General features: G+C 66.6%; 17 protein-coding genes and 1 pseudogene. 10 read left to right on the top strand and 8 right to left on the bottom strand.

Annotated features, from left to right (window positions below; all coding sequences use genetic code 11):
* Positions 1 to 3: 3 nt before the first annotated feature.
* Together QKY98_RS16805 and QKY98_RS16800 are read right to left on the bottom strand one after the other, a co-directional pair.
* Positions 4 to 627, bottom strand: coding sequence for a glutathione S-transferase family protein (locus QKY98_RS16805; RefSeq protein WP_181085296.1), 624 nt, complete (start codon positions 625 to 627; stop codon positions 4 to 6).
* Complete coding sequence (locus QKY98_RS16800; protein ID WP_284671281.1) at positions 621 to 1,253, bottom strand: DJ-1/PfpI family protein; 633 nt, start codon at positions 1,251 to 1,253, stop codon at positions 621 to 623. Before QKY98_RS16800 ends, QKY98_RS16805 begins: the two co-directional genes overlap by 7 nt.
* 247 nt (positions 1,254 to 1,500) lie before the next feature.
* Between QKY98_RS16800 and QKY98_RS16795 the strand changes: the two genes are divergently transcribed.
* A complete protein-coding gene (locus tag QKY98_RS16795; RefSeq protein WP_284671280.1) occupies positions 1,501 to 2,517 on the top strand; it encodes a GGDEF domain-containing protein in 1,017 nt (338 codons plus the stop codon).
* A 5-nt stretch (positions 2,518 to 2,522) separates the two neighbouring features.
* On the opposite strand, the gene QKY98_RS16790 is transcribed toward QKY98_RS16795, so the two are convergent.
* From QKY98_RS16790 to QKY98_RS16780, 3 genes are all read right to left on the bottom strand, one after another.
* Positions 2,523 to 2,921 (bottom strand): septal ring lytic transglycosylase RlpA family protein, encoded by a 399-nt coding sequence (locus QKY98_RS16790; RefSeq protein WP_007160522.1) that lies wholly within the window; start codon positions 2,919 to 2,921, stop codon positions 2,523 to 2,525.
* Positions 2,922 to 3,065: 144 nt separating this feature from the next.
* Complete coding sequence (gene trhA, locus QKY98_RS16785; RefSeq protein WP_007160523.1) at positions 3,066 to 3,692, bottom strand: PAQR family membrane homeostasis protein TrhA; 627 nt, start codon at positions 3,690 to 3,692, stop codon at positions 3,066 to 3,068.
* Positions 3,693 to 3,721: 29 nt separating this feature from the next.
* Positions 3,722 to 5,083: a cation:proton antiporter gene (locus QKY98_RS16780; protein WP_284671279.1), complete on the bottom strand. Its 1,362-nt coding sequence runs from the start codon at positions 5,081 to 5,083 to the stop codon at positions 3,722 to 3,724.
* A 179-nt stretch (positions 5,084 to 5,262) separates the two neighbouring features.
* Between QKY98_RS16780 and QKY98_RS16775 the strand changes: the two genes are divergently transcribed.
* Entirely contained in the window at positions 5,263 to 7,656 is a 2,394-nt protein-coding gene (locus QKY98_RS16775; protein WP_284671278.1) for a DEAD/DEAH box helicase, read from the top strand.
* Positions 7,657 to 7,831: 175 nt separating this feature from the next.
* On the opposite strand, the gene QKY98_RS16770 is transcribed toward QKY98_RS16775, so the two are convergent.
* Positions 7,832 to 8,299: a DUF4442 domain-containing protein gene (locus tag QKY98_RS16770; protein WP_284671277.1), complete on the bottom strand. Its 468-nt coding sequence runs from the start codon at positions 8,297 to 8,299 to the stop codon at positions 7,832 to 7,834.
* Between the two features lie 157 nt (positions 8,300 to 8,456).
* The gene (locus tag QKY98_RS16765; protein WP_007160527.1) at positions 8,457 to 9,647 is read right to left on the bottom strand and encodes a sugar transporter; all 1,191 of its coding nucleotides are present in this window, start codon (positions 9,645 to 9,647) and stop codon (positions 8,457 to 8,459) included.
* Positions 9,648 to 10,063: 416 nt separating this feature from the next.
* Here QKY98_RS16765 and copM point away from each other — a divergent pair, with 416 nt between their 5' ends.
* Both copM and QKY98_RS16755 read left to right on the top strand, forming a co-directional pair.
* A complete protein-coding gene (gene copM / locus QKY98_RS16760) occupies positions 10,064 to 10,399 on the top strand; it encodes a CopM family metallochaperone (protein WP_027598986.1) in 336 nt (111 codons plus the stop codon).
* 61 nt (positions 10,400 to 10,460) lie between these two features.
* On the top strand, positions 10,461 to 10,841 hold the full coding sequence (locus QKY98_RS16755; protein ID WP_027598987.1) for a VOC family protein: 381 nt from the start codon (positions 10,461 to 10,463) through the stop codon (positions 10,839 to 10,841).
* Between the two features lie 141 nt (positions 10,842 to 10,982).
* Here the strand turns inward: QKY98_RS16755 and QKY98_RS16750 are convergent, their stop codons facing one another.
* Positions 10,983 to 11,831: a CAP domain-containing protein gene (locus tag QKY98_RS16750; RefSeq protein ID WP_144957700.1), complete on the bottom strand. Its 849-nt coding sequence runs from the start codon at positions 11,829 to 11,831 to the stop codon at positions 10,983 to 10,985.
* Between the two features lie 153 nt (positions 11,832 to 11,984).
* On the opposite strand from QKY98_RS16750, the gene QKY98_RS16745 reads away from it, so the two are divergent.
* From QKY98_RS16745 to QKY98_RS16725, 6 genes and pseudogenes are all read left to right on the top strand, one after another.
* Positions 11,985 to 12,266, top strand: a complete 282-nt coding sequence (locus QKY98_RS16745; RefSeq protein WP_007160531.1) for a peptidylprolyl isomerase — start codon at positions 11,985 to 11,987, stop codon at positions 12,264 to 12,266.
* Positions 12,267 to 12,359: 93 nt separating this feature from the next.
* The gene (locus tag QKY98_RS16740; RefSeq protein WP_027598988.1) at positions 12,360 to 12,782 is read left to right on the top strand and encodes a GFA family protein; all 423 of its coding nucleotides are present in this window, start codon (positions 12,360 to 12,362) and stop codon (positions 12,780 to 12,782) included.
* Between the two features lie 235 nt (positions 12,783 to 13,017).
* Positions 13,018 to 14,127 (top strand): annotated as a pseudogene (locus QKY98_RS24030) (FIST signal transduction protein); the annotation flags it as partial.
* Positions 14,128 to 14,130: 3 nt separating this feature from the next.
* Complete coding sequence (locus QKY98_RS24025; protein WP_371099732.1) at positions 14,131 to 15,051, top strand: methyl-accepting chemotaxis protein; 921 nt, start codon at positions 14,131 to 14,133, stop codon at positions 15,049 to 15,051.
* Between the two features lie 597 nt (positions 15,052 to 15,648).
* Positions 15,649 to 17,244, top strand: a complete 1,596-nt coding sequence (locus QKY98_RS16730; protein ID WP_284671275.1) for an isocitrate lyase — start codon at positions 15,649 to 15,651, stop codon at positions 17,242 to 17,244.
* Between the two features lie 26 nt (positions 17,245 to 17,270).
* The gene (locus QKY98_RS16725) at positions 17,271 to 17,600 is read left to right on the top strand and encodes a hypothetical protein (protein WP_284671274.1); all 330 of its coding nucleotides are present in this window, start codon (positions 17,271 to 17,273) and stop codon (positions 17,598 to 17,600) included.
* Positions 17,601 to 17,619 lie beyond the last annotated feature (19 nt).

Below are 17,619 nucleotides of genomic sequence, written 5' to 3'. Positions count from 1 at the left end.
GCCTCAGGGCGTGGCATCGCTCGCATAGCAGGCCCAGGCCGGGCGGGTGGCCAGGCGTTCGAGATAGGCCATGATGGCCGGCGCGGCGATGCGCTCCATCGGGGTGCTGCGCCAGCGGTGCAGCGACAGGCCCAGGGCGATGTCGGCCAGGCTGAAGGACTCGCCGGCCACATAGGGACCGTGCTGCGCCAGGTGCGCCTCCAGAATGGCGATGCGCCCGTTCCAGGCGGCGATGCCTTGCGCCAGGCGTTGCGGATCGGGTTCCGGTGGCTGCTGCTTCACCAGCGCCAGATAGGCATAGCTCCAGGCCGGATTGAGTTCGCAGGCCTGCCAGTCGAGCCACTGATCGACCCGCGCCCGGGCGCGCGGAGCGGTAGGATAAAGCGCCTCGCCGCCATGGGCATTGGCCAGGTAGCGCAGGATGCTGTTGGACTCCCAGAGCACGAAGTCGCCATCCAGCAGAACCGGGATCTGGCCGTTGGGATTCCACTGCAGGTACTCGGCGGATTGCGCCGAGCGAAAGCCGGCGCCCCAGTCCTCACGCTCATAGCCCAGGCCCAGTTCATCGAGGCACCAGAGCGCCTTGCGTACGTTGATCGAAGAGACGCGACCAAGAATCTTCAGCATACCGAGGCGACCTCCCGGGATGGATGGCTGAGATAGGGCTCGATATTGCCGAGCGCGCGCTGCACATAGTCCTCCTTCTCGCCCACCGGTGCCACGTAATGCAGCACCTCGGCCGCCGCGTCACGGCCCAGCAGCCTGGCGATGGCCCAGGCCGCCAGGTAGCTGGAAGCCAGGCAGCCGCCAGCGGTGGCCAGGTTGCCGCGGGCGAAGAAGGGCTGATTCAGCACCTCGATGCCGGCTTCCTGCACCCAGGGCTTGGTGGTGAGATCGGTGCAGCCGGGTACGCCGTCGAGCAGGCCGAGGCACGCCAGCAGCAGCGTCCCGGAGCACTGGGCACCGATCAGCTGGCGCCCGGGATCGAGCACCGCCAGCTGTTCCAGCAGCGCGGCGTCTCGCGCCAGTTCCCGGGTACGGCTGCCACTGCCCACCAGCACGGCGGTGCAGTCCGTCAGTTCGTCGAAGCCGGCCTGGCGCTCCAGGCGGACGCCGTTCATGGACGTGATGAAGGGGGTCGGCGCCATCAGCGAGACCCGCCAGTCCGGGCGCCTGATGCGATTGAGCAGGCCCAGGGCGATGAGGGAGTCCAGTTCGTTGAAGCCTTCGAAGGTGAGGATGGCGAGGTGCATGGGAGCTACCAAGGGCTTGCTGTCGATCCAAGGATTCTTGGCCGCGACTCTGCCGTTCGACCAGATACAGTGCCGCACCGGGCTGGCCATACAGTCATGCCAATCATCGGCAAACCGCTCTAAGCCGCGCAACGACGACGCTGGAGCACTGGAAGCTATGGCACTTAGCCATTACAGTGACACACCCTGGCCGAGCCACCGGCCGATTTGTCATCGCCCATCGGCCTTACCCCCTTTCGAGATGTCGATGGACAACGAGATTCGTTATGAACAGCACGTCCGGCGGGTGCTGCGCACGCCCCTGCTGGTGCTGCAGCCGCTGATGCTGGCGATGTGGCCGCTGACCCTGTGGTGCAATCCGCTGATCGGCAGTCCTTACAAGGGACGCTATTTCGCGCTGATGCTGCTGTTGCTGGCGATCAGCGCCCTGCTCAGCGTGGCGCGCAGCGCACGCATGATGAGTCTGACCTTTACCGGCAACATCTGGGCATTCGCCCTCGCCTTCCGCATCCAGATCCAGGATGGCGGCGCCGTGGGTCACTACTGGAACCTGCCCGTCGCCCTCATCATCATCCTGGGCACCTGCGGCCTGACCTACCGCCTCTCCCACTACCTCATCACCCTGGCCGGCGCCGGCTTCATCCTCTTCATCGGTCAGGACCGGTTGATACCCAGCGCGATGCCGGAGCAGTTGGTCGGGCTGCTGGTCAGTGTCGCCCTGGCAATCGGCATCGCCTACAACCACGCCAACAGCCAGTGGATGCGACGGACCTTCAGGCTCAAGGAGCGCTATCGGATTCTCGCGGAAACCGATGAACTCACCCGGATCGCCAACCGCCGCAAGCTCCTGCAACAGCTGGACGCGGCGCGGGGCGAGAGCGGACGGGAAGCCAGGCATTTCGTCATGCTCGACATCGACAACTTCAAGGAGATCAACGACCGGCACGGCCATCAGGTGGGCGATGAGGTGCTGGTCGCCACGGCGCGGGAACTCGATCGACTAGATCCGCGACTGGAGGGCGGCCGCCTGGGCGGCGAGGAATTCGGCCTGCTGATCCGCGGCCTCGATGAGGCAAGGATCAGCCACCTGCTGGAAACCCTGCGCGAGCGCCTGGCCGAGGCAGCCCCCTTGGGCATCCGCTTCAGCGCCGGAGCGCTGCGCCTCGCGCCGGAGCTGTCGCTCAACGAGCTGCTGCGCCGAGCGGACGAAGGCCTCTATCAGGCCAAGCGCCAGGGCAAGGATCAGGTGGTCTGGCCGCGCTAAAGGCGCTACTCCAGCTTTTCCACCTTTACTGCGGTGGTGCCGTCGTCGACCATGTCCACCCGCCGGGCAGCGGCGCGGGAGAGATCGATGATGCGGCCGCGGATATAGGGCCCGCGGTCGTTGATGCGCACCACCACGGCGCGATCATTTTCCAGGTTGGTCACCTTGACCCGGGTGCCGAGCGGCAGGGTCTTGTGGGCGGCGACCAGTTCGTTGTTGTTGAAGGTCTCGCCACTGGCGGTTTCCTTGCCGTGGAACTTGCGCGAGTAGAAGGAGGCCTTGCCGCGCTGTTCGAAGCCGGCTTCCTTCTTGACCGGTGCCGCGACGGTCTTGGCGTCCTTTTCCTGGCAGGCGGTGCAGGCAAGTATCAGAAGCAACACGAGGGATCTGGGACGGATGAACACGTTTCACCTTCCTCTTTTTCTTGGTTTTCGGGAAAGCAACGCTCGGGGAGTGGATTCAGCTAGCTCTGAACCCGGGCGCCCCCGGGAGGTTCGCCAGGGATGGCCAGCGGCCATCCTATCTGTGACGAGCCCCTCAAGACCGCCCTAGGGCGCCGGCAGCACGTACCTGAGGATGGCCACGAAATGCAGGGCGCTGCCGGCCATGACGAAGCCGTGCCAGATGCCATGCCAGTGGCGGAAGCGATCGTCGAAGACGAAGAAGAGGATGCCGACGGTATAGAGCACCCCGCCGGCCGCCAGCCAGGCGAAGCCCTCGCCGCCCAGGCGGTCCAGCAACGGCCCCACCGCCACCAGCACGATCCAGCCCATGGTGGCGTAGATCACCAGCGACAGGATGCGCGCCTCCGAACGCGGCTTGAGCTCCTGCGCCATGCCGATCAGCGCCAGGCCCCAGACGATGCCGAACAGCGTCCAGCCCCAGGGACCGCGCAGGGTCACCAGGCAGAACGGCGTGTAGCTGCCGGCGATGAGCAGGTAGATCGACAGGTGATCGAGCTTTTGCAGCAGGCGTTTCGCCCGCCCCTTCACGCTGTGGTAGAGGGTCGAGACACTGTAGAGGATCACCAGCGCGACCCCATAGATGGCCACGCTGACGATGCGCCAGGGATCGCCCTGCAGGCTGGCCAGTACCACCAGGGCAATGGCGCCGGCCAGGGCCAGCAGGGCACCGACCAGATGGGTCCAGGCATTGAGACGTTCGCCGTAGTACATGCGTCCTCCGGTGTAGGTCGCAAACGAGCTCAGGGTCTCGCCGAGCCCTCGCGACGGGCAGTGAGGCGCTCGTAGCGGTCGAGCAGCGGCTGGATGGAAATCCCGTGGACCGCGATGCTCAAGGCCACCACCGACAGGGTCAGGTCGACGATGGTCCCGGCCCAGTCGGCCGTGACCTGATGCGTGAGCGCGTAGCACAGATAATACAGGCTACCGATGCCACGGATGCCGAACCAGCCGATCAGCGCACCCTGGTGGCGATCGATGCGGGTGAAGGGCAGCATGCTGGCCACGCCCAGCGGGCGGATCACCACGAACAGCAAGGCGCCCAGCAGCAGCGCGCGGCTGTCCCAATGGGTGATCAGCACCACCCCGAGCAGGGTCACCAGCAGCACCTCGAAGGAGCGCTCCACCAGGCTGCCGAAGGCGAGCATGTCGCCCATCATCACCCCAGCCGCCATGCGCGGCTCCTCGATGTCCTCGGCGTTGGCCACCGTGGCACGCTCCGGCGCTCCGGTGAGATGCCCGATCACCGGTTGCGCCAGTTGCTCGGAAGGCGTTTCCGCATTACCGGAGGTCTGTACCTCGGCCTGGCGCAGGCCCAGGCCGGCGGCGAACACCGCGAGAAAGCCGAAGGCGCCGATCTCGTCGGCCAGCACATAGGACAGGGCGATCAGCGCCAGGGCGAGGAAATCGTTGGGCGAGATGGTGCTGTCGCCATGCCGCGTGCGCAGGAAGATCATCAGCCGCCCGACCCCCTTGCCCATGACATAGCCCAGCAGCAGGCCCGCCGGTACGCCCCAGACCACATTCTTGAGAAACCACTCCAGGGTCCAGCCCCACTGGAGTTCGCCATGCTGCAGGAGCAGCAGACCGAGCAGCACGAAGGGAAAGGCGGTGCCGTCGTTGAGGCCCGCCTCGCCGGAGAGACCGAAGCGCACCCGGTCGAAATCCTGAGCGTGGTTGACCTGCACCAGCCCGGCCAGCACCGGGTCGGTGGGCGCGAGGATGGCGCCGATCAGCAGGGCCACGCCCCAGGGCAGACCGAGCAGGTAGTGGGCGACCAGGCAGACCCCGGCGATGCTGAAGATCATCACCGGCCCGGCCAGCAGATAGGCGCCGTGCCAGGAAGAGCGATGAAAGGACAGGCGCAGCTTGAGGCCGCTGACAAACAGCGAAAAGAGCACCGCCACCTCGGTGAGGTGGCCGATCCAGGTCGCCGATTGCTGGAAGTCGACCTCGGCCAGGCCCAGGCCGATGGGGCTGATGAGCATGCCGAAGGCCAGGCAGACCACCGAGGTGGTGACCGGTAGCCAGCGCAGGTAGGCGGAGGTCAGGGCGAGGATCATCAACAGCGATCCCAATACCCCGACCCAGACGAGAAAAGTCATGTGGGTAGCGTGATCCAGAACAGAGAAGGAAGAACGGGTAGCAGACGTCACCCTTCTGATGGAGACTGCGCCGACGTAGCCACGTGCCCCCTATCTGCCGAATGGCGCGCCTCCGGGTGACCCCGTGGCCCTGGCCGGGGTCCCATGCCCTATAGTCCCCAAGGAAAGCCTCTACCCGCATGAGCGATCACCACCTCCGCAAGCAACGCCGCCTCGAACGCCTGCAGCGCTTCCTCGACTGGGCCGGCCGCACCCATCCCGACTTCGTCGCCAAGCAGCAGCACCAGGAACTCTGGTTCAAACCCTATTCGGGCTATCCCCTGCCGCACCTGGGTCGTATCGCCAAGGCCTTCTGGCTGGGTCTCGACGAAGCCACCGCGGTAGCCGTCGGCAGCGCGCCCGATCCCGACAGCCTGCTGGGCCAGACGCTGCTCAATGCCGGCAAGACCTTCGGCTATCCGGTGGATGTCTTCGGCAGCGAAAAGCTCTTTACCGGCGGCGCGGCGAGCGAATTACTCGAACCCCACTGGGCGCTGAATCTGGCCGACAGCGCTTCGGCCGAGGCCTTTGCCGCCGCGGTCAGCGAGCGTCTGGGCGATGCCGTGCGCGAGCGCCTCGGCATTCTGGCGGCGCCCTTCGCCGAGATGGCCGACGAGGATCGCCAGCGGGTGCTGGAGCGGGTGCCCCAGGCGTTGATCCGCCTGGACGACTTTTTGCCGCGGGCGGTGGAGGTGCTCAACGAAACGCGCCACGAATTGAGATTCAACGTGGTGCTGACCCACGAGGACATTCGCCTGGAGATCCCCCGGCGGCTGGCGGCCAACCAGGGCCGACTGCTGAGTGACGCCGATGTCGCCGCGCTCAGGGCCGAAGCCGAGGCGGACCTGCGCGAGCGTTTCGCCGTGCTGGTGGGCGAAGCCGATGCCCTGGACTTCGATCTGCACCAGCTGGGCACGCCGCGCCTGCAGGAGCTGATGCGCCTGGAAGCCGACAAGCTGCGCCGCGCGCTGCGCCACGCCGTGACCCAGCAGCGCGAGAAGATGGCCTTCGCCGTTCTGCTGGAAAACAATCCGCGCTTCGGCCAGTACCATCAGAATTATCCGGCCCGCCGCCTGACCCGCACCTGGACCGCCCTGCTCGGCCCCACCAACAGCGGCAAGACCCACAGGTCCATCGAGGCCATGGCGGCGGTGACCCATGCCATCTACCTCTCGCCGCTGCGGTTGATGGCCCTGGAAAACCAGGAGCGCCTGGAGTCCCTCGGCGTGCCCTGCTCGCTGGTCACCGGCGAGGAGGAGATCATCCGCCCGGGCGCCACCCACTTCTGCTGCACCGTGGAGGAATTCGCCCGCTTCCGCCGCCAGCAGTGGGAGGTGGTGGTGGTCGACGAGGTGCAGATGCTGGCCGATCCGCAGCGCGGCTGGGCCTGGGTCGATGCCCTGGTCAGCGCCCACACCAAGCGCCTGCTGATGACCGGCCCGGCGCTGATCGAACCCTCGCTGCGCACCCTCTGCGAGCTGTGCGAGGACCGCCTGGAGATCAAGCCCACCAAACGCCTGTCGCCGGTCACGGTGGCGCGCCACGCCACCACCCTGGAGCGCCTGGAACCGGGTTCGCTGCTGGTGGCCTTCAGCCGTCGGGTGGTGCTGGAACTCAAGGGCCTGCTGGAGATGGCCGGGCGCCGGGTGTCGGTGGTCTATGGCGCCCTCTCGCCGGAGGTGCGGCGGGAACAGGCGCGGCGCTTCCGCGAAGGCGAGACCGAGATCATGGTCGCCACCGATGCGGTGGGCATGGGCCTCAACCTGCCGGCCCATACCCTGTGCTTCTACACCGACGAGAAATTCGACGGGGTGGAGAACCGGCCGCTGCGGGTGCAGGAGGTCAAGCAGATCGGTGGGCGCGCCGGACGGTTCGGTCATCATGCCGAGGGCGAGATCACCGCGCTCGAACCCCATGTGCTGCGCAACATCAAGCGGCTGTTCCACAGCCCGGACGATCCGGTTGACCTGCACCAGTTCCAGGTGCGGCCGAGCCTGGAGCACCTGCGCGCGCTGTCCGAGTTCATGGAGGAGCCCAGCCTGCTGCGCACCTGGCTGACCTTCAATCGCAACATCAACTATGGCGACGCCTTCGTCTCGGTACTGCCCGACGAGCTGGCCGAGTGGATCAAGCTGATCGACCTGCCCGGCATCGACTTCCAGCTGCGCTGGATCTTCGCCTGCACGCCGATCCGTGGCGGCCTGGAAGGCCCGGCCAGCAGCCAGGCCCAGCGCTGGCTGAGAATCGTCGCGCGGGGCGAGCCGGTGGATTTGCCGCGCATCCCCATGGGCACCGATCTCGCCGGACTGGAAAGCGCCCTGCACGTGGTGGAGACCTATCTGCACCTGTCCCGCAGCCTGCCCGAGCTGTTTCCGGCCCTGGAACGCGGCCAGGACCATCGCGACCTGCTCAACGACGCCATCACCCGGGAGTTGTCCCGTCGACGCCGGCCGCGTGGCCAGGAAAAGGGCCAGGGCAAGGGCGGCCGCCGCCAGGGTCGCGGCGAGCGGCGCAGTGGGCGCTTCGGGCGTTAGGCGGCGCGGAAAGTTGCCAGCGGTCGCGCTACCGATCGCGGCCATGGGCCGCTCCTACAGGGAAATGATGCTCCTGTAGGAGCGGCCCATGGCCGCGATAGTCCAAGCCAGAACGGCCGCATCGGCGGACCGCCATGGCCGCGATCATGGCCACGATAAAGAAAGACAGTCGCTCCTACCGGGACGTCCCCAGCGGCGCCCGCGCCTTGAAGCTCCAGGTGAAGAAGAATTCCGCCACCTGCTCACCGCTTTCGTCGGTGCCGATGCTGCGCAGCTCGACCTGCTGCGGCTTGCCGGTCTCCCGGGCGCGCACCAGCGCCGCGGCGATGGCCGCGCCCTGGTCGCAACGAAAGACGATGGTGCCCACGGCCTTCTTGCTAAAGGTCGCGCTCATGGCCACTACCAGCATGGCGTAGCGGCTGCCGGAACGGCGGATGTGCCGGTCGGCGAGGATGCCGGTGGAAAATTCCGCCGCCATGCCCTCCACCGCCCAGAACATGCTCTTGAAGGGATTCTGGTTCAGCCAGCCATGGGTGACCTGCATCTGGCAGCCGGCATCGTCCAGGTGGCGCAGGCGCAGGCCGGCGATCTTGGCGATGGGCACCTTGGTCCAGACGAAGAGATTGAACAGCAGTCGATTCATGGCGAGCGCATCCGGCAGCCTGGCCGGAGCGCCAGGTGCCCGCAGCTTAGCGCTTCGCCCCGGGCCGCTCCATGGCTGGCGGACGCGGCCCGGTAGACAGTTCGCGACCCCTGGGTCGCGCGGCCGGGGGGCCTCGCCGAAGAGGCGCCCGCGGGCCTTATAGCGGATTGGCGTTGAGTTGCTCGGCGTAGCGCCGGGTCATGAACACTGCGAACAGCAGACCGGCCACCGCCAGGCTGCCGCCCACCAGGCCGACGTAGGGCATGCCGACATGGGTCCCCACCACGCTGCCGAGCAGGGCGCCGCCGCCGATGCCGACGTTGTAGATCCCGGAGAACAGCGCCATGGCGACGTCGGTGGCGTCCTTGGCCAGGGCCAGCACCTTGGATTGCAGCGCCAGGCCGAAACTCATGATGGCGATGCCCCAGATGACGCTCAGGCCCTCCAGCATGAAGCTCTTCCAGGCGAACGGCAGCAGCAACAGCAGCGACAGGGCGATGCCAGCGATGGCCGCGATCAGGAAGCCATTGGGGAATCTCAGGCTGTAGCGGCTGAACAGCAGCGAGCCGATGACGCCGGAGCCGCCGAACAGCAGCAGCAAGGCGGTGATCTGCATACCACCCATGCCGGCCACCTCCACGGCAAAGGGCTCGATGTAGCTGTAGCCGGTGAAGTGGGCGGTCACCACCAGGGTGGTGAGCAGGTAGATGCACAGCAGCGCCGGGCGCTTGAACAGCACCGGCAGGCTGGCCAGGGAACCGGAATTCTCGCTGGGCAGCAGTGGCAGGTTGCGCGCCAGCCAGAGCACCGTGCCCACCGCCAGCGCCGCGATGGCGACGAAGGTGTAGCGCCAGCCCAGCAATTCACCCAGCACCCGGCCCAGCGGGATGCCCAGCACCATGGCCAGGCAGGTGCCGGTGGCCAGCAGGCCGAGCGCCTGGGTCTGCTTGCCGGCCGGGGCGATGCGCACCGCCAGCGAGGCGGTGATCGACCAGAACACCGCATGGGCGAAGGCGATGCCGATGCGGCTGGCCACCAGCACCTCGAAGCTCCAGGCCACCCCGGAGAGGCCGTGGCAGGCGATGAACACGATGAAGACGAACACCAGCAGCCGGCGCCGCTCGATGGAGCGGGTGGCGAGCATCATCGGCAGCGACATCAGGGCCACCACCCAGGCATAGATGGTCAGCATCAAGCCGACCTGCGAGGGGCGCATGTCGAAGCTGCGCCCGATGTCGCTGAGCAGCGCCACCGGAACAAATTCCGTGGTGTTGAAGATGAAGGCGGCCAGGGCCAGGGCGATGACACCGGACCAGCTGGGCTTCCGGGCTTCGGCGGTAGCATCCATGGGGGGTCTTCTACTCCAGAGCGAAAGGGTGGATGGCGACTCTCGGTCAGAAAGCCGACGACAAAAACCCACGAGCAAAGGCCTGGCCCGCCTGCGACGCCGGGTCGCGAGCGAGAAGTCTGCCGTAGGTAGGGATTGGAATTGAATGTAGTAAAAATTCTACGCTGTCGATTCGGACCATCACAACCTCCCGCAGTTGCGCCTGACAGCGGCAATCGCCTGGCCGAAGCGGCCAACCGCCTGATCGGTGGCGCTTTTTTACCCGGGAGCAGCACGCCGATCGCCTAGCGCTGCGACAAAACATCGCGAAACCTTTTGCCTGGACGAAGCTCCGAGCGAAACGCGCCGGACGATTGACCTTACCCCAGGGGCAAGCTCTAGCCTCGGCGTCACCAGCCCAGTCAGGAGCCTCCCCCATGCGTATCGTCCTCTCCTCCACCCTGCTCGCCCTCAGTCTGCTCGCCGGCGGCGTCGCCCAGGCCGCCGAGACCCAGCACCCGGCCCACCAGGACATGCAGAAGAGCATGGAGACCATGCACCAGGGCATGGAAGAAGGCCTCAAGGCCAAGGACCCGGACCTGGCCTTCGCCAAGGGCATGCTGGCCCATCACGAGGGCGCCGTCGACATGGCCCGCTATCAGCTGCAGCACGGCAAGGACCCGGAGATGCGCAAGCTGGCCGAGGACATCATCCAGGCCCAGCAGAAGGAAATCGACCAGCTCAATCGCTGGATCAAGGCCCACGGCAAGTAATGGCGCACCGCATCCGGGACTGGCACAGTGGGACGCCAGGCCCGAAGCGGAGTCCACCATGCTGATCGACCATCTGGATCATCTGGTCCTGACCACCATCGACCTCGCCGCCTGCGAGGATTTCTACACCCGGGTGCTGGGTATGCGCCTGGAGACCTTTGGCGCGGGGCGCAAGGCGCTGCGCTATGGCAACCAGAAGATCAATCTGCACGAGCGGGGGCACGAATTCGAACCCAAGGCGCACCTGCCGGTGCCGGGCGCCCTCGACCTCTGCTTCATCGCCCAGGAGCCGCTGGACCAGGTGATCGCCCATCTGCAGCGCGAGGGCTGGCCGATCATCGAAGGCCCGGTGGCTCGCACCGGCGCCACCGGACCGATTCGCTCGGTCTATGTCCGCGATCCCGACCTCAACCTGATCGAGATCGCCGAGTACCCGACCTAGGCTCTGCGCGAAAGGTCGCCGAGCGAAGGTCAGGCGAGGCGAAAAGAAGCCTGAGGAAGCGGAGTTTACGAGTGGTAAATGAGCATTCCGAAGGCTTTTTCAACGACGCATCACCGAGTGCAGGCACTTTTCGTACAGAGCCTAGCGCGGCCGACCGAACACCTGAGTCCAATAGAGGCTGTGGGTGCTCCGCGGATTCAGGGCATAGGCCGCGCCCATTTCGGTGAATTCCGGATTCATCAGATTGGCGCAGTGGCCCGGACTCGCCAGCCAGCCCTGCATGGCCTGGCTGACCGAACCGGCGCCCGCGGCGATGTTTTCACCGATGCGGGTCCAGCCGTAGCCCTGTTTGCCCACCCGCTCGGCCACGGTGCCGCCGCCGGGGGCGGTATGGGAGAAGTAGTCGCGACCGGCCATGTCCTGGCTGTGGGCCAGGGCGGCATTGGCCAGCGCCGGATTCCAGCGCAGCGGGGTGGTCGCGGCAAAACGCCGGGTGCCGCAGGTGCGCGCCTGGGCCCGGGCGCGATTGACCTCGGCCAGCACCGCCTTGCCGGCGCTCTGCCAGTCGCCCAGGCCGGCGCTCACCACCGGACGCGCCAGCACCAGCTGCCAGCGCGGACCCTGCTGACTCACCCCGATCTGCGCATAGTCGCTACTGGCCAGCGGCCGGCAATACTGCTGGCGCAGCCCGGCCATGGCCGCCTGGGCGGTAGGGGCACCGGCCAGCATGATCACCTGCACCGCTGACGCCTGATAACCCGCAGCACGCAGATCGCTCTGCAGGCGATCGCGGCCGCTCAGGCGTACCGCCGCCAGGCGATTGTCGGCGGCGAGCGGTGCGGCGGCGCGGGTGCCCGGGCAACCCTGGGGGGCGGCGCGATAGGCGTTGATCAGGCTGACCAGACGCGCCTCTTCGGGCGTCGCCGCCAGGGCGGCCTGGCTCAGCAAGGTCGTGGTCAGCAGCAGGGACAAGGCAGGGAAACGGGACATGCGTGAGCGGATCCGGAAAAGACGGAAGCGCTATGTACCCGGCCTGAATCCGGGGCGCAAGCCAGACCGGTGGCCAGCCGAGGAACGGATGGCAGTTTGCTTGCAAGGGTGATTGGAGTAGGCTCGCCGGCTCATTCAACAGGAGTCTCTCCCATGGCCAAAGCCTCTGCCCGCCACATCCTGGTTTCCAGCGAAGCCAAGTGCAACGAACTCAAAGCCGCCATCGAAGGGGGCGCCGATTTCGCCCAGGTGGCCAAGGACAACTCCAGCTGCCCCTCCAGCCGCCAGGGCGGTGACCTGGGCACCTTCCGCCCGGGCCAGATGGTCAAGGAATTCGACACCGTGGTGTTCAGCGCGCCGCTGCATCAGGTCCAGGGTCCGGTAAAGACCCAGTTCGGCTATCACCTGGTGGAAGTCACCAGCCGCGAAGATTGATCGCGCCGGTGCTCCCGCTCGCAGCGGGGGCACCTCCCTTCCCTGCGCCCAACCGGCTATCCTGCAGACCTCCTGTCTCACGAGGATAGTGCCATGTCCCTTCCCCTCGAACGTCACGGTCAGTGCCTGTGCGGCGCCGTCCAGCTGGATTGTCGCCTCGACAGCCTTGCCGTCTCGGCCTGTCATTGCCGGACCTGTCGCCGCTGGAGCGGTGGCCCGCTGCTGGCAGTGGACTGTGCTCAGCCACCGGTGATCGGCGGTGGCGATGCCCTGGCCGTCCATGCCTCGTCCGACTGGGCGGAGCGCGGCTTTTGTCGCCACTGCGGCACTCACCTGTTCTATCGCCTCAAGGCCGAGCCTTACTACGCCATTCCGGTGGGCCTGCTCGAGGGCAGCGACTGGTTGCTGGACAGCGAGATCTTCATCGAAGAAAAGCCGGCCTGGTATTGCTTCGCCAACCAGACCCGCCAGCTGACCGGCGCCGAGGCCATCGCCGAGCACGGCGAACAGGACTAGTCGCCTTCCGGCGCCAGCCATGACCACCGGTCGCCTCGCTGCGGGCGACCTCGGGGTCCTGCGCACGCTCGTTATCACGCCAAGGCTCATGCCAGAGCCCCGGCCTCTGCCGCCCCCCTGATCCGTTGCGCCCGGTCGCCTGCGGCCTGGACGCACACCCCTATCAAGCCGCTGGCAAACGCGCCGATGCCTGGGTGAGCTCCCTTTCCCAGCCTGCCAGACAAGAGGAACAATCATGGGGTTTCTGCAACGCTTCGGCGCGCGTGCCCGCCAGGGCGGTAGCGGCGTGTTCAGCCTGACCTGCTCCGCTCGCGAACTCGGCGACCGCCTCGGCGGCGTCGCCCTCAAGCCCACCTATATCGCCGGCTTCGTTTCGCCACACCTGGACCTGGACGCCATCGCCCGGCAGCTGGCGGGGCGCTTTCCCGGCGCATCCATCAGCCTGTGCACCACCTCCGGCGAACTCTGCGGCAGCGAGCAGCGCCTGTATTGCCCCGCCGATGGCGCCTGGGACCGGCTGGTGCTGCAATTCTTCGACGCCTCGGTCATCGCCTCGGCCGAGGTGGTGCACGTTCCGCTGGACAGCGAGGACATCCGCCGTGGCGGACCGCGGCGCAGCATGAAGGAGCGCCTCGCCCGCCTGACCGAGTCGCTCAAGCGCCTGCAGGTGCGCACGCCCATCGATCACCGCGATACCCTGGCCTTCGTGCTGTTCGACGGCCTGTCCGCCTCGGAATCCTTCTTCATGGAGGCGCTGTACGAGTCCGGCCGCTTTCCCTGCCTGTTCGTCGGCGGCTCCGCCGGCGGCAAGGGCGACTTCCGCCAGACGCTGCTGCACGATGGCCGCAAGGCCTATGAAAACCATGCCCAGCTAGTCTTCCTGAAGATGGCCCGGAACACCCGCTTTGGGGTGTTCAAGAGCCAGAATTTCAGCGCCACGCCGCTCAGCCTCAGTGTCCTCACCGCCTCCCTGGAAGAGCGCTACATCAGCCAGGTGGTCGACAGCCGCGGCCAGATCAAGAGCATGGTGGCGGCCCTCTGCGAGGCCCTGAGCTGCCGCGCCGAGCAGCTGGAGCAGCGCCTGGCGGACTATTCCTTCGCCATCCGCGTGGGCGAGGAGCTGTTCGTCCGCTCCATCGCCCGCATCGACTACGAGCGCGAGCGCATCCACCTGTTCTGCGACGTGGCGCCCGGCGAAGAGCTGGTGATGGTCAAGCGCACCTCCCTGGTGGACGCCACCCGCGAGGACTTCGCCCGCTTCCTGCAGGGCAAGAGCGGCACCCCGCTGGTAGGCGTGCTCAACGACTGCATCCTGCGCCGCGCCAACAACGGCGCCGAGCTGCCGCGCATGGGCGAGGTGTTCGGCCAGACGCCGGTGGTGGGCTTTTCCACCTTTGGCGAGATCCTCGGCCTGAACCTCAACCAGACGCTCACCGCGGTGTTCTTTTTCCGTACCCCGGAGGGCGCGCCCTTCCGCGACGACTACGTCGACAACTTCGCCGCCCACTACGGCGAGTTCAAGGCCTTCTTCCTGCGCCGGCAGATCAAGAAGCTGGCCGGGCTAAGCCAGGTGGTGGTCAACCAGATCAACGAGTTCAAGCGGCAGAACTTCACGGGTGTGGTGGATGCCCAGGGCCTCGACGACTCCATCCAGGCGGTGTTCGGCGGCCTCGCCGACCTCGGCCAGGTGCTGCGCCAGGCGCACCAGAGTCGCCAGGAGATCGGCGAGCAGTTGCGGCACTACTCCGGCGAATTGCACAGCAGCATGGACGATCTGGCGGGCAACATCTTGCAGCAGGGCGAGGTCACCCGCCAGGCCGACAGCACCGTGCAGCACCTCACCGAACAGGCGGAGGACGTGGTGCGCAGCGCCAACGAGCTGAGCCAGTCGAGTCTGCGCATCCAGTCCATCGTCCAGGTGATCCAGCAGATCGCCGGCCAGACCAACCTGCTGGCGCTCAACGCGGCCATCGAGGCGGCGCGCGCCGGCGAGAGCGGTCGCGGCTTCGCGGTGGTGGCCGACGAGGTGCGCAACCTGGCGGCCATCACCCACAAGAACGCCGCCGAGATCGGCGCCGACATCGACCAGTTGTCGCGCGCCATCAGCGAGGTCGGTGCCCATATCGCCGGCCAGGCCCAGGACGTGGGTTCGCTGCAGGAGCTGCTCGCCGTCCTGCGTGAGTCCGGTCGCCTCACCGCCCAGACCTCCCACCGCACCAAGGACATCGCCGATACCCTGACCGGTCTCACCGCCGCTACCTCGTCCTAAGGCAGGAGGGGACTTACCGTTCGTCGGCACTGACCGGCAAGTCCCGCCCTCTTCCCGCGCCGCCGCCCCTCACCAGGAGGGGCGACCGGAGGCCGCCGGCTCACCCTTTGAGTGACCGCAGGGTCACGGCCAGCGCCGTGGCTTGCGGCCCTGTTTTGCCCTCATCGGCGACCCATGGGTCAGCAATAGACGCCCCAAACCCGCTCCCAGCCGCGTCTACGACTTTTGTAGTGACTATACGAAAGCACTACAAAACTGAGTTGACGACGCCCTTATCTCCTGCAAATCTCTAGCTGCACCGGACGCGAACCCCCTATCCATGCGGGTCGCGCCTGGGCTCCGGGTGACCCTCGGGCCGTCTTGCGTAGTGATGCTCAAGAGGCACTACAAGAGAAGACGACTGAAATGCCGCGCTGCTCGAGGCAGCGTCGCCAGAGGTGACGTCCGGATCCATGCAGGAACGTACGGCGACATGACTCGACAGCTGGGCTGACCTTTCGCCTTCGCGACCGGTATCCGGGTGGCAACCGCCATCCCGCTGCCGGACGTTGGGAAAAGACTGGTACCCAAGCCAACCTCATCGAGAAGGATCGACTCATGTCCGCTTACGAGAACGACGTTCAGGCCATCGCCGCCCTCAAGAACAGCACCGGCAATCACTGGAGCGCCATCAATCCGGAGTACGCAGCGAGGATGCGCCTGCAGAATCGCTTCAAGACCGGTCTCGACATCGCCCGCCACTGCGCGGCCATCATGCGCCGGGACATGGCCGCCTACGACGCCGACAGCAGTGCCTACACCCAGTCGCTGGGCTGCTGGCACGGCTTCATCGGGCAGCAGAAGCTGATCGCCATCAAGAAGCACCTGGGCAGCACGAAAGGCCGCTACCTCTATCTGTCCGGCTGGATGATCGCCGCGCTGCGCTCGGAATTCGGCCCGCTGCCGGATCAGTCCATGCACGAGAAGACCAGCGTGCCGGCACTGATCGAAGAGCTCTACACCTTCCTGCGCCAGGCCGACGCCCGCGAGCTGGGCATGCTGTTCCGCGAGCTGGACGCCGCCCGCGCCGCCGACGAGAACGCCAAGGCCGCCGCTATCCAGGCCAAGATCGACAGCCATGAAACCCATGTGGTGCCGATCATCGCCGACATCGACGCCGGGTTCGGCAACGCCGAGGCCACCTACCTCCTGGCCAAGAAGATGATCGAGGCCGGCGCCTGCTGCATCCAGCTGGAAAACCAGGTCTCCGACGAGAAGCAGTGCGGCCACCAGGACGGCAAGGTCACGGTGCCCCACGAGGACTTCCTGGCCAAGATCAACGCCGTGCGCTACGCCTTCCTCGAACTGGGCGTGGACGAAGGCGTCATCGTCGCCCGCACCGACTCCCTGGGCGCCGGCCTGACCAAGCAGATCGCCGTGAGCAAGCAGCCGGGCGACCTGGGTGACCAGTACAACAGCTTCCTCGACTGCGACGAGGTAGACGCCAGCCAGCTGGGCAACGGCGATGTGCTGATCAGCCGCGGCGGCAAGCTGCTGCGGCCCAAGCGCCTGGCCAGCGGCCTGTTCCAGTTCCGTGCCGGCAGCGGTGTGGATCGCGTGGTGCTGGACTGCATCACCTCGCTGCAGAACGGTGCCGACCTGCTGTGGATCGAGACCGAGAAGCCCCACGTCGGCCAGATCAAGGCCATGGTCGACCGCATCCGCGAGGTCGTGCCCAATGCCAAGCTGGTCTACAACAACAGCCCCTCCTTCAACTGGACCCTGAGCTTCCGCCAGCAGGTGTTCGACGCCCTGCAGGCCGAGGGCAAGGACGTCTCCGCCTACGACCGCGCCAAGCTGATGAACGTGGACTACGACGACACCGAACTGGGGCGCCTGGCCGATGCGCGGATTCAGAGCTTCCAGCGCGATGCGGCGCGCGAGGCAGGCATCTTCCACCACCTGATCACCCTGCCCACCTACCACACCGCGGCCCTGTCCACCGACAACCTGGCCAAGGGCTACTTCGCCGAGGAAGGCATGCTGGCCTACGTCAAGGGCGTGCAGCGCCAGGAGATCCGCCAGGGCATCGCCTGCGTCAAGCACCAGAACATGGCCGGCTCGGACATGGGCGACGACCACAAGGAATACTTTGCCGGGGAAGCCGCGCTCAAGGCGGCGGGCAAGGACAACACCATGAACCAGTTCCACTGATCACGGCCACTGCGGAGGACACGCTCATGAACCTGAACGACAACCCCAGCCTGGACGATCTCAAGCAGCTGTTCGGCCGGCTCAAGGACAAGAACCACAACCACATCCTCTGGGTCTGCGAGAGCGGCGCGGTGCACGTCGACCGCCTGCCCGGCGGCGAGACGCCCGAGCAGTTCGAAGAGCGCCATCCCAGCCTGCGCATCCGCTTCAAAACCTACAACAAGGGCGGCGGCTACGTCGGCAAGTCGGCAGCGGCGGACGACAACTTCATCCGAAGCGTCTACACCGCCCTGCAGGAGCACTGGCGCCTGGCCGGTCGGCAGCAGCAGCCGGCCTATGTGGATCGCTACTACTAAAAGAAAAAGGGCGCGGCGG

Source organism: Pseudomonas sp. HR1, assembly GCF_030175875.1.
Classification (GTDB): Bacteria; Pseudomonadota; Gammaproteobacteria; order Pseudomonadales; family Pseudomonadaceae; genus Chryseomonas; species Chryseomonas oryzihabitans.
This window is presented reverse-complemented; position numbering and strand designations above follow the sequence as displayed.

Excerpts from the sequence above, each read along its gene's own strand:
- QKY98_RS16740 (WP_027598988.1), top strand. The coding sequence starts at position 12,360 with ATGTCCCTTCCCCTCGAACGTCACGGTCAGTGCCTGTGCGGCGCCGTC.
- QKY98_RS16795 (WP_284671280.1), top strand. The coding sequence starts at position 1,501 with ATGGACAACGAGATTCGTTATGAACAGCACGTCCGGCGGGTGCTGCGC.
- QKY98_RS16765 (WP_007160527.1), bottom strand. The coding sequence starts at position 9,647 with ATGGATGCTACCGCCGAAGCCCGGAAGCCCAGCTGGTCCGGTGTCATC.
- QKY98_RS16750 (WP_144957700.1), bottom strand. The coding sequence starts at position 11,831 with ATGTCCCGTTTCCCTGCCTTGTCCCTGCTGCTGACCACGACCTTGCTG.
- QKY98_RS16805 (WP_181085296.1), bottom strand. The coding sequence starts at position 627 with ATGCTGAAGATTCTTGGTCGCGTCTCTTCGATCAACGTACGCAAGGCG.
- QKY98_RS16730 (WP_284671275.1), top strand. The coding sequence starts at position 15,649 with ATGTCCGCTTACGAGAACGACGTTCAGGCCATCGCCGCCCTCAAGAAC.
- QKY98_RS16745 (WP_007160531.1), top strand. The coding sequence starts at position 11,985 with ATGGCCAAAGCCTCTGCCCGCCACATCCTGGTTTCCAGCGAAGCCAAG.
- QKY98_RS24025 (WP_371099732.1), top strand. The coding sequence starts at position 14,131 with ATGGGCGAGGTGTTCGGCCAGACGCCGGTGGTGGGCTTTTCCACCTTT.
- QKY98_RS16770 (WP_284671277.1), bottom strand. The coding sequence starts at position 8,299 with ATGAATCGACTGCTGTTCAATCTCTTCGTCTGGACCAAGGTGCCCATC.
- QKY98_RS16725 (WP_284671274.1), top strand. The coding sequence starts at position 17,271 with ATGAACCTGAACGACAACCCCAGCCTGGACGATCTCAAGCAGCTGTTC.
- trhA (WP_007160523.1), bottom strand. The coding sequence starts at position 3,692 with ATGTACTACGGCGAACGTCTCAATGCCTGGACCCATCTGGTCGGTGCC.
- QKY98_RS16775 (WP_284671278.1), top strand. The coding sequence starts at position 5,263 with ATGAGCGATCACCACCTCCGCAAGCAACGCCGCCTCGAACGCCTGCAG.
- copM (WP_027598986.1), top strand. The coding sequence starts at position 10,064 with ATGCGTATCGTCCTCTCCTCCACCCTGCTCGCCCTCAGTCTGCTCGCC.
- QKY98_RS16780 (WP_284671279.1), bottom strand. The coding sequence starts at position 5,083 with ATGACTTTTCTCGTCTGGGTCGGGGTATTGGGATCGCTGTTGATGATC.
- QKY98_RS16800 (WP_284671281.1), bottom strand. The coding sequence starts at position 1,253 with ATGCACCTCGCCATCCTCACCTTCGAAGGCTTCAACGAACTGGACTCC.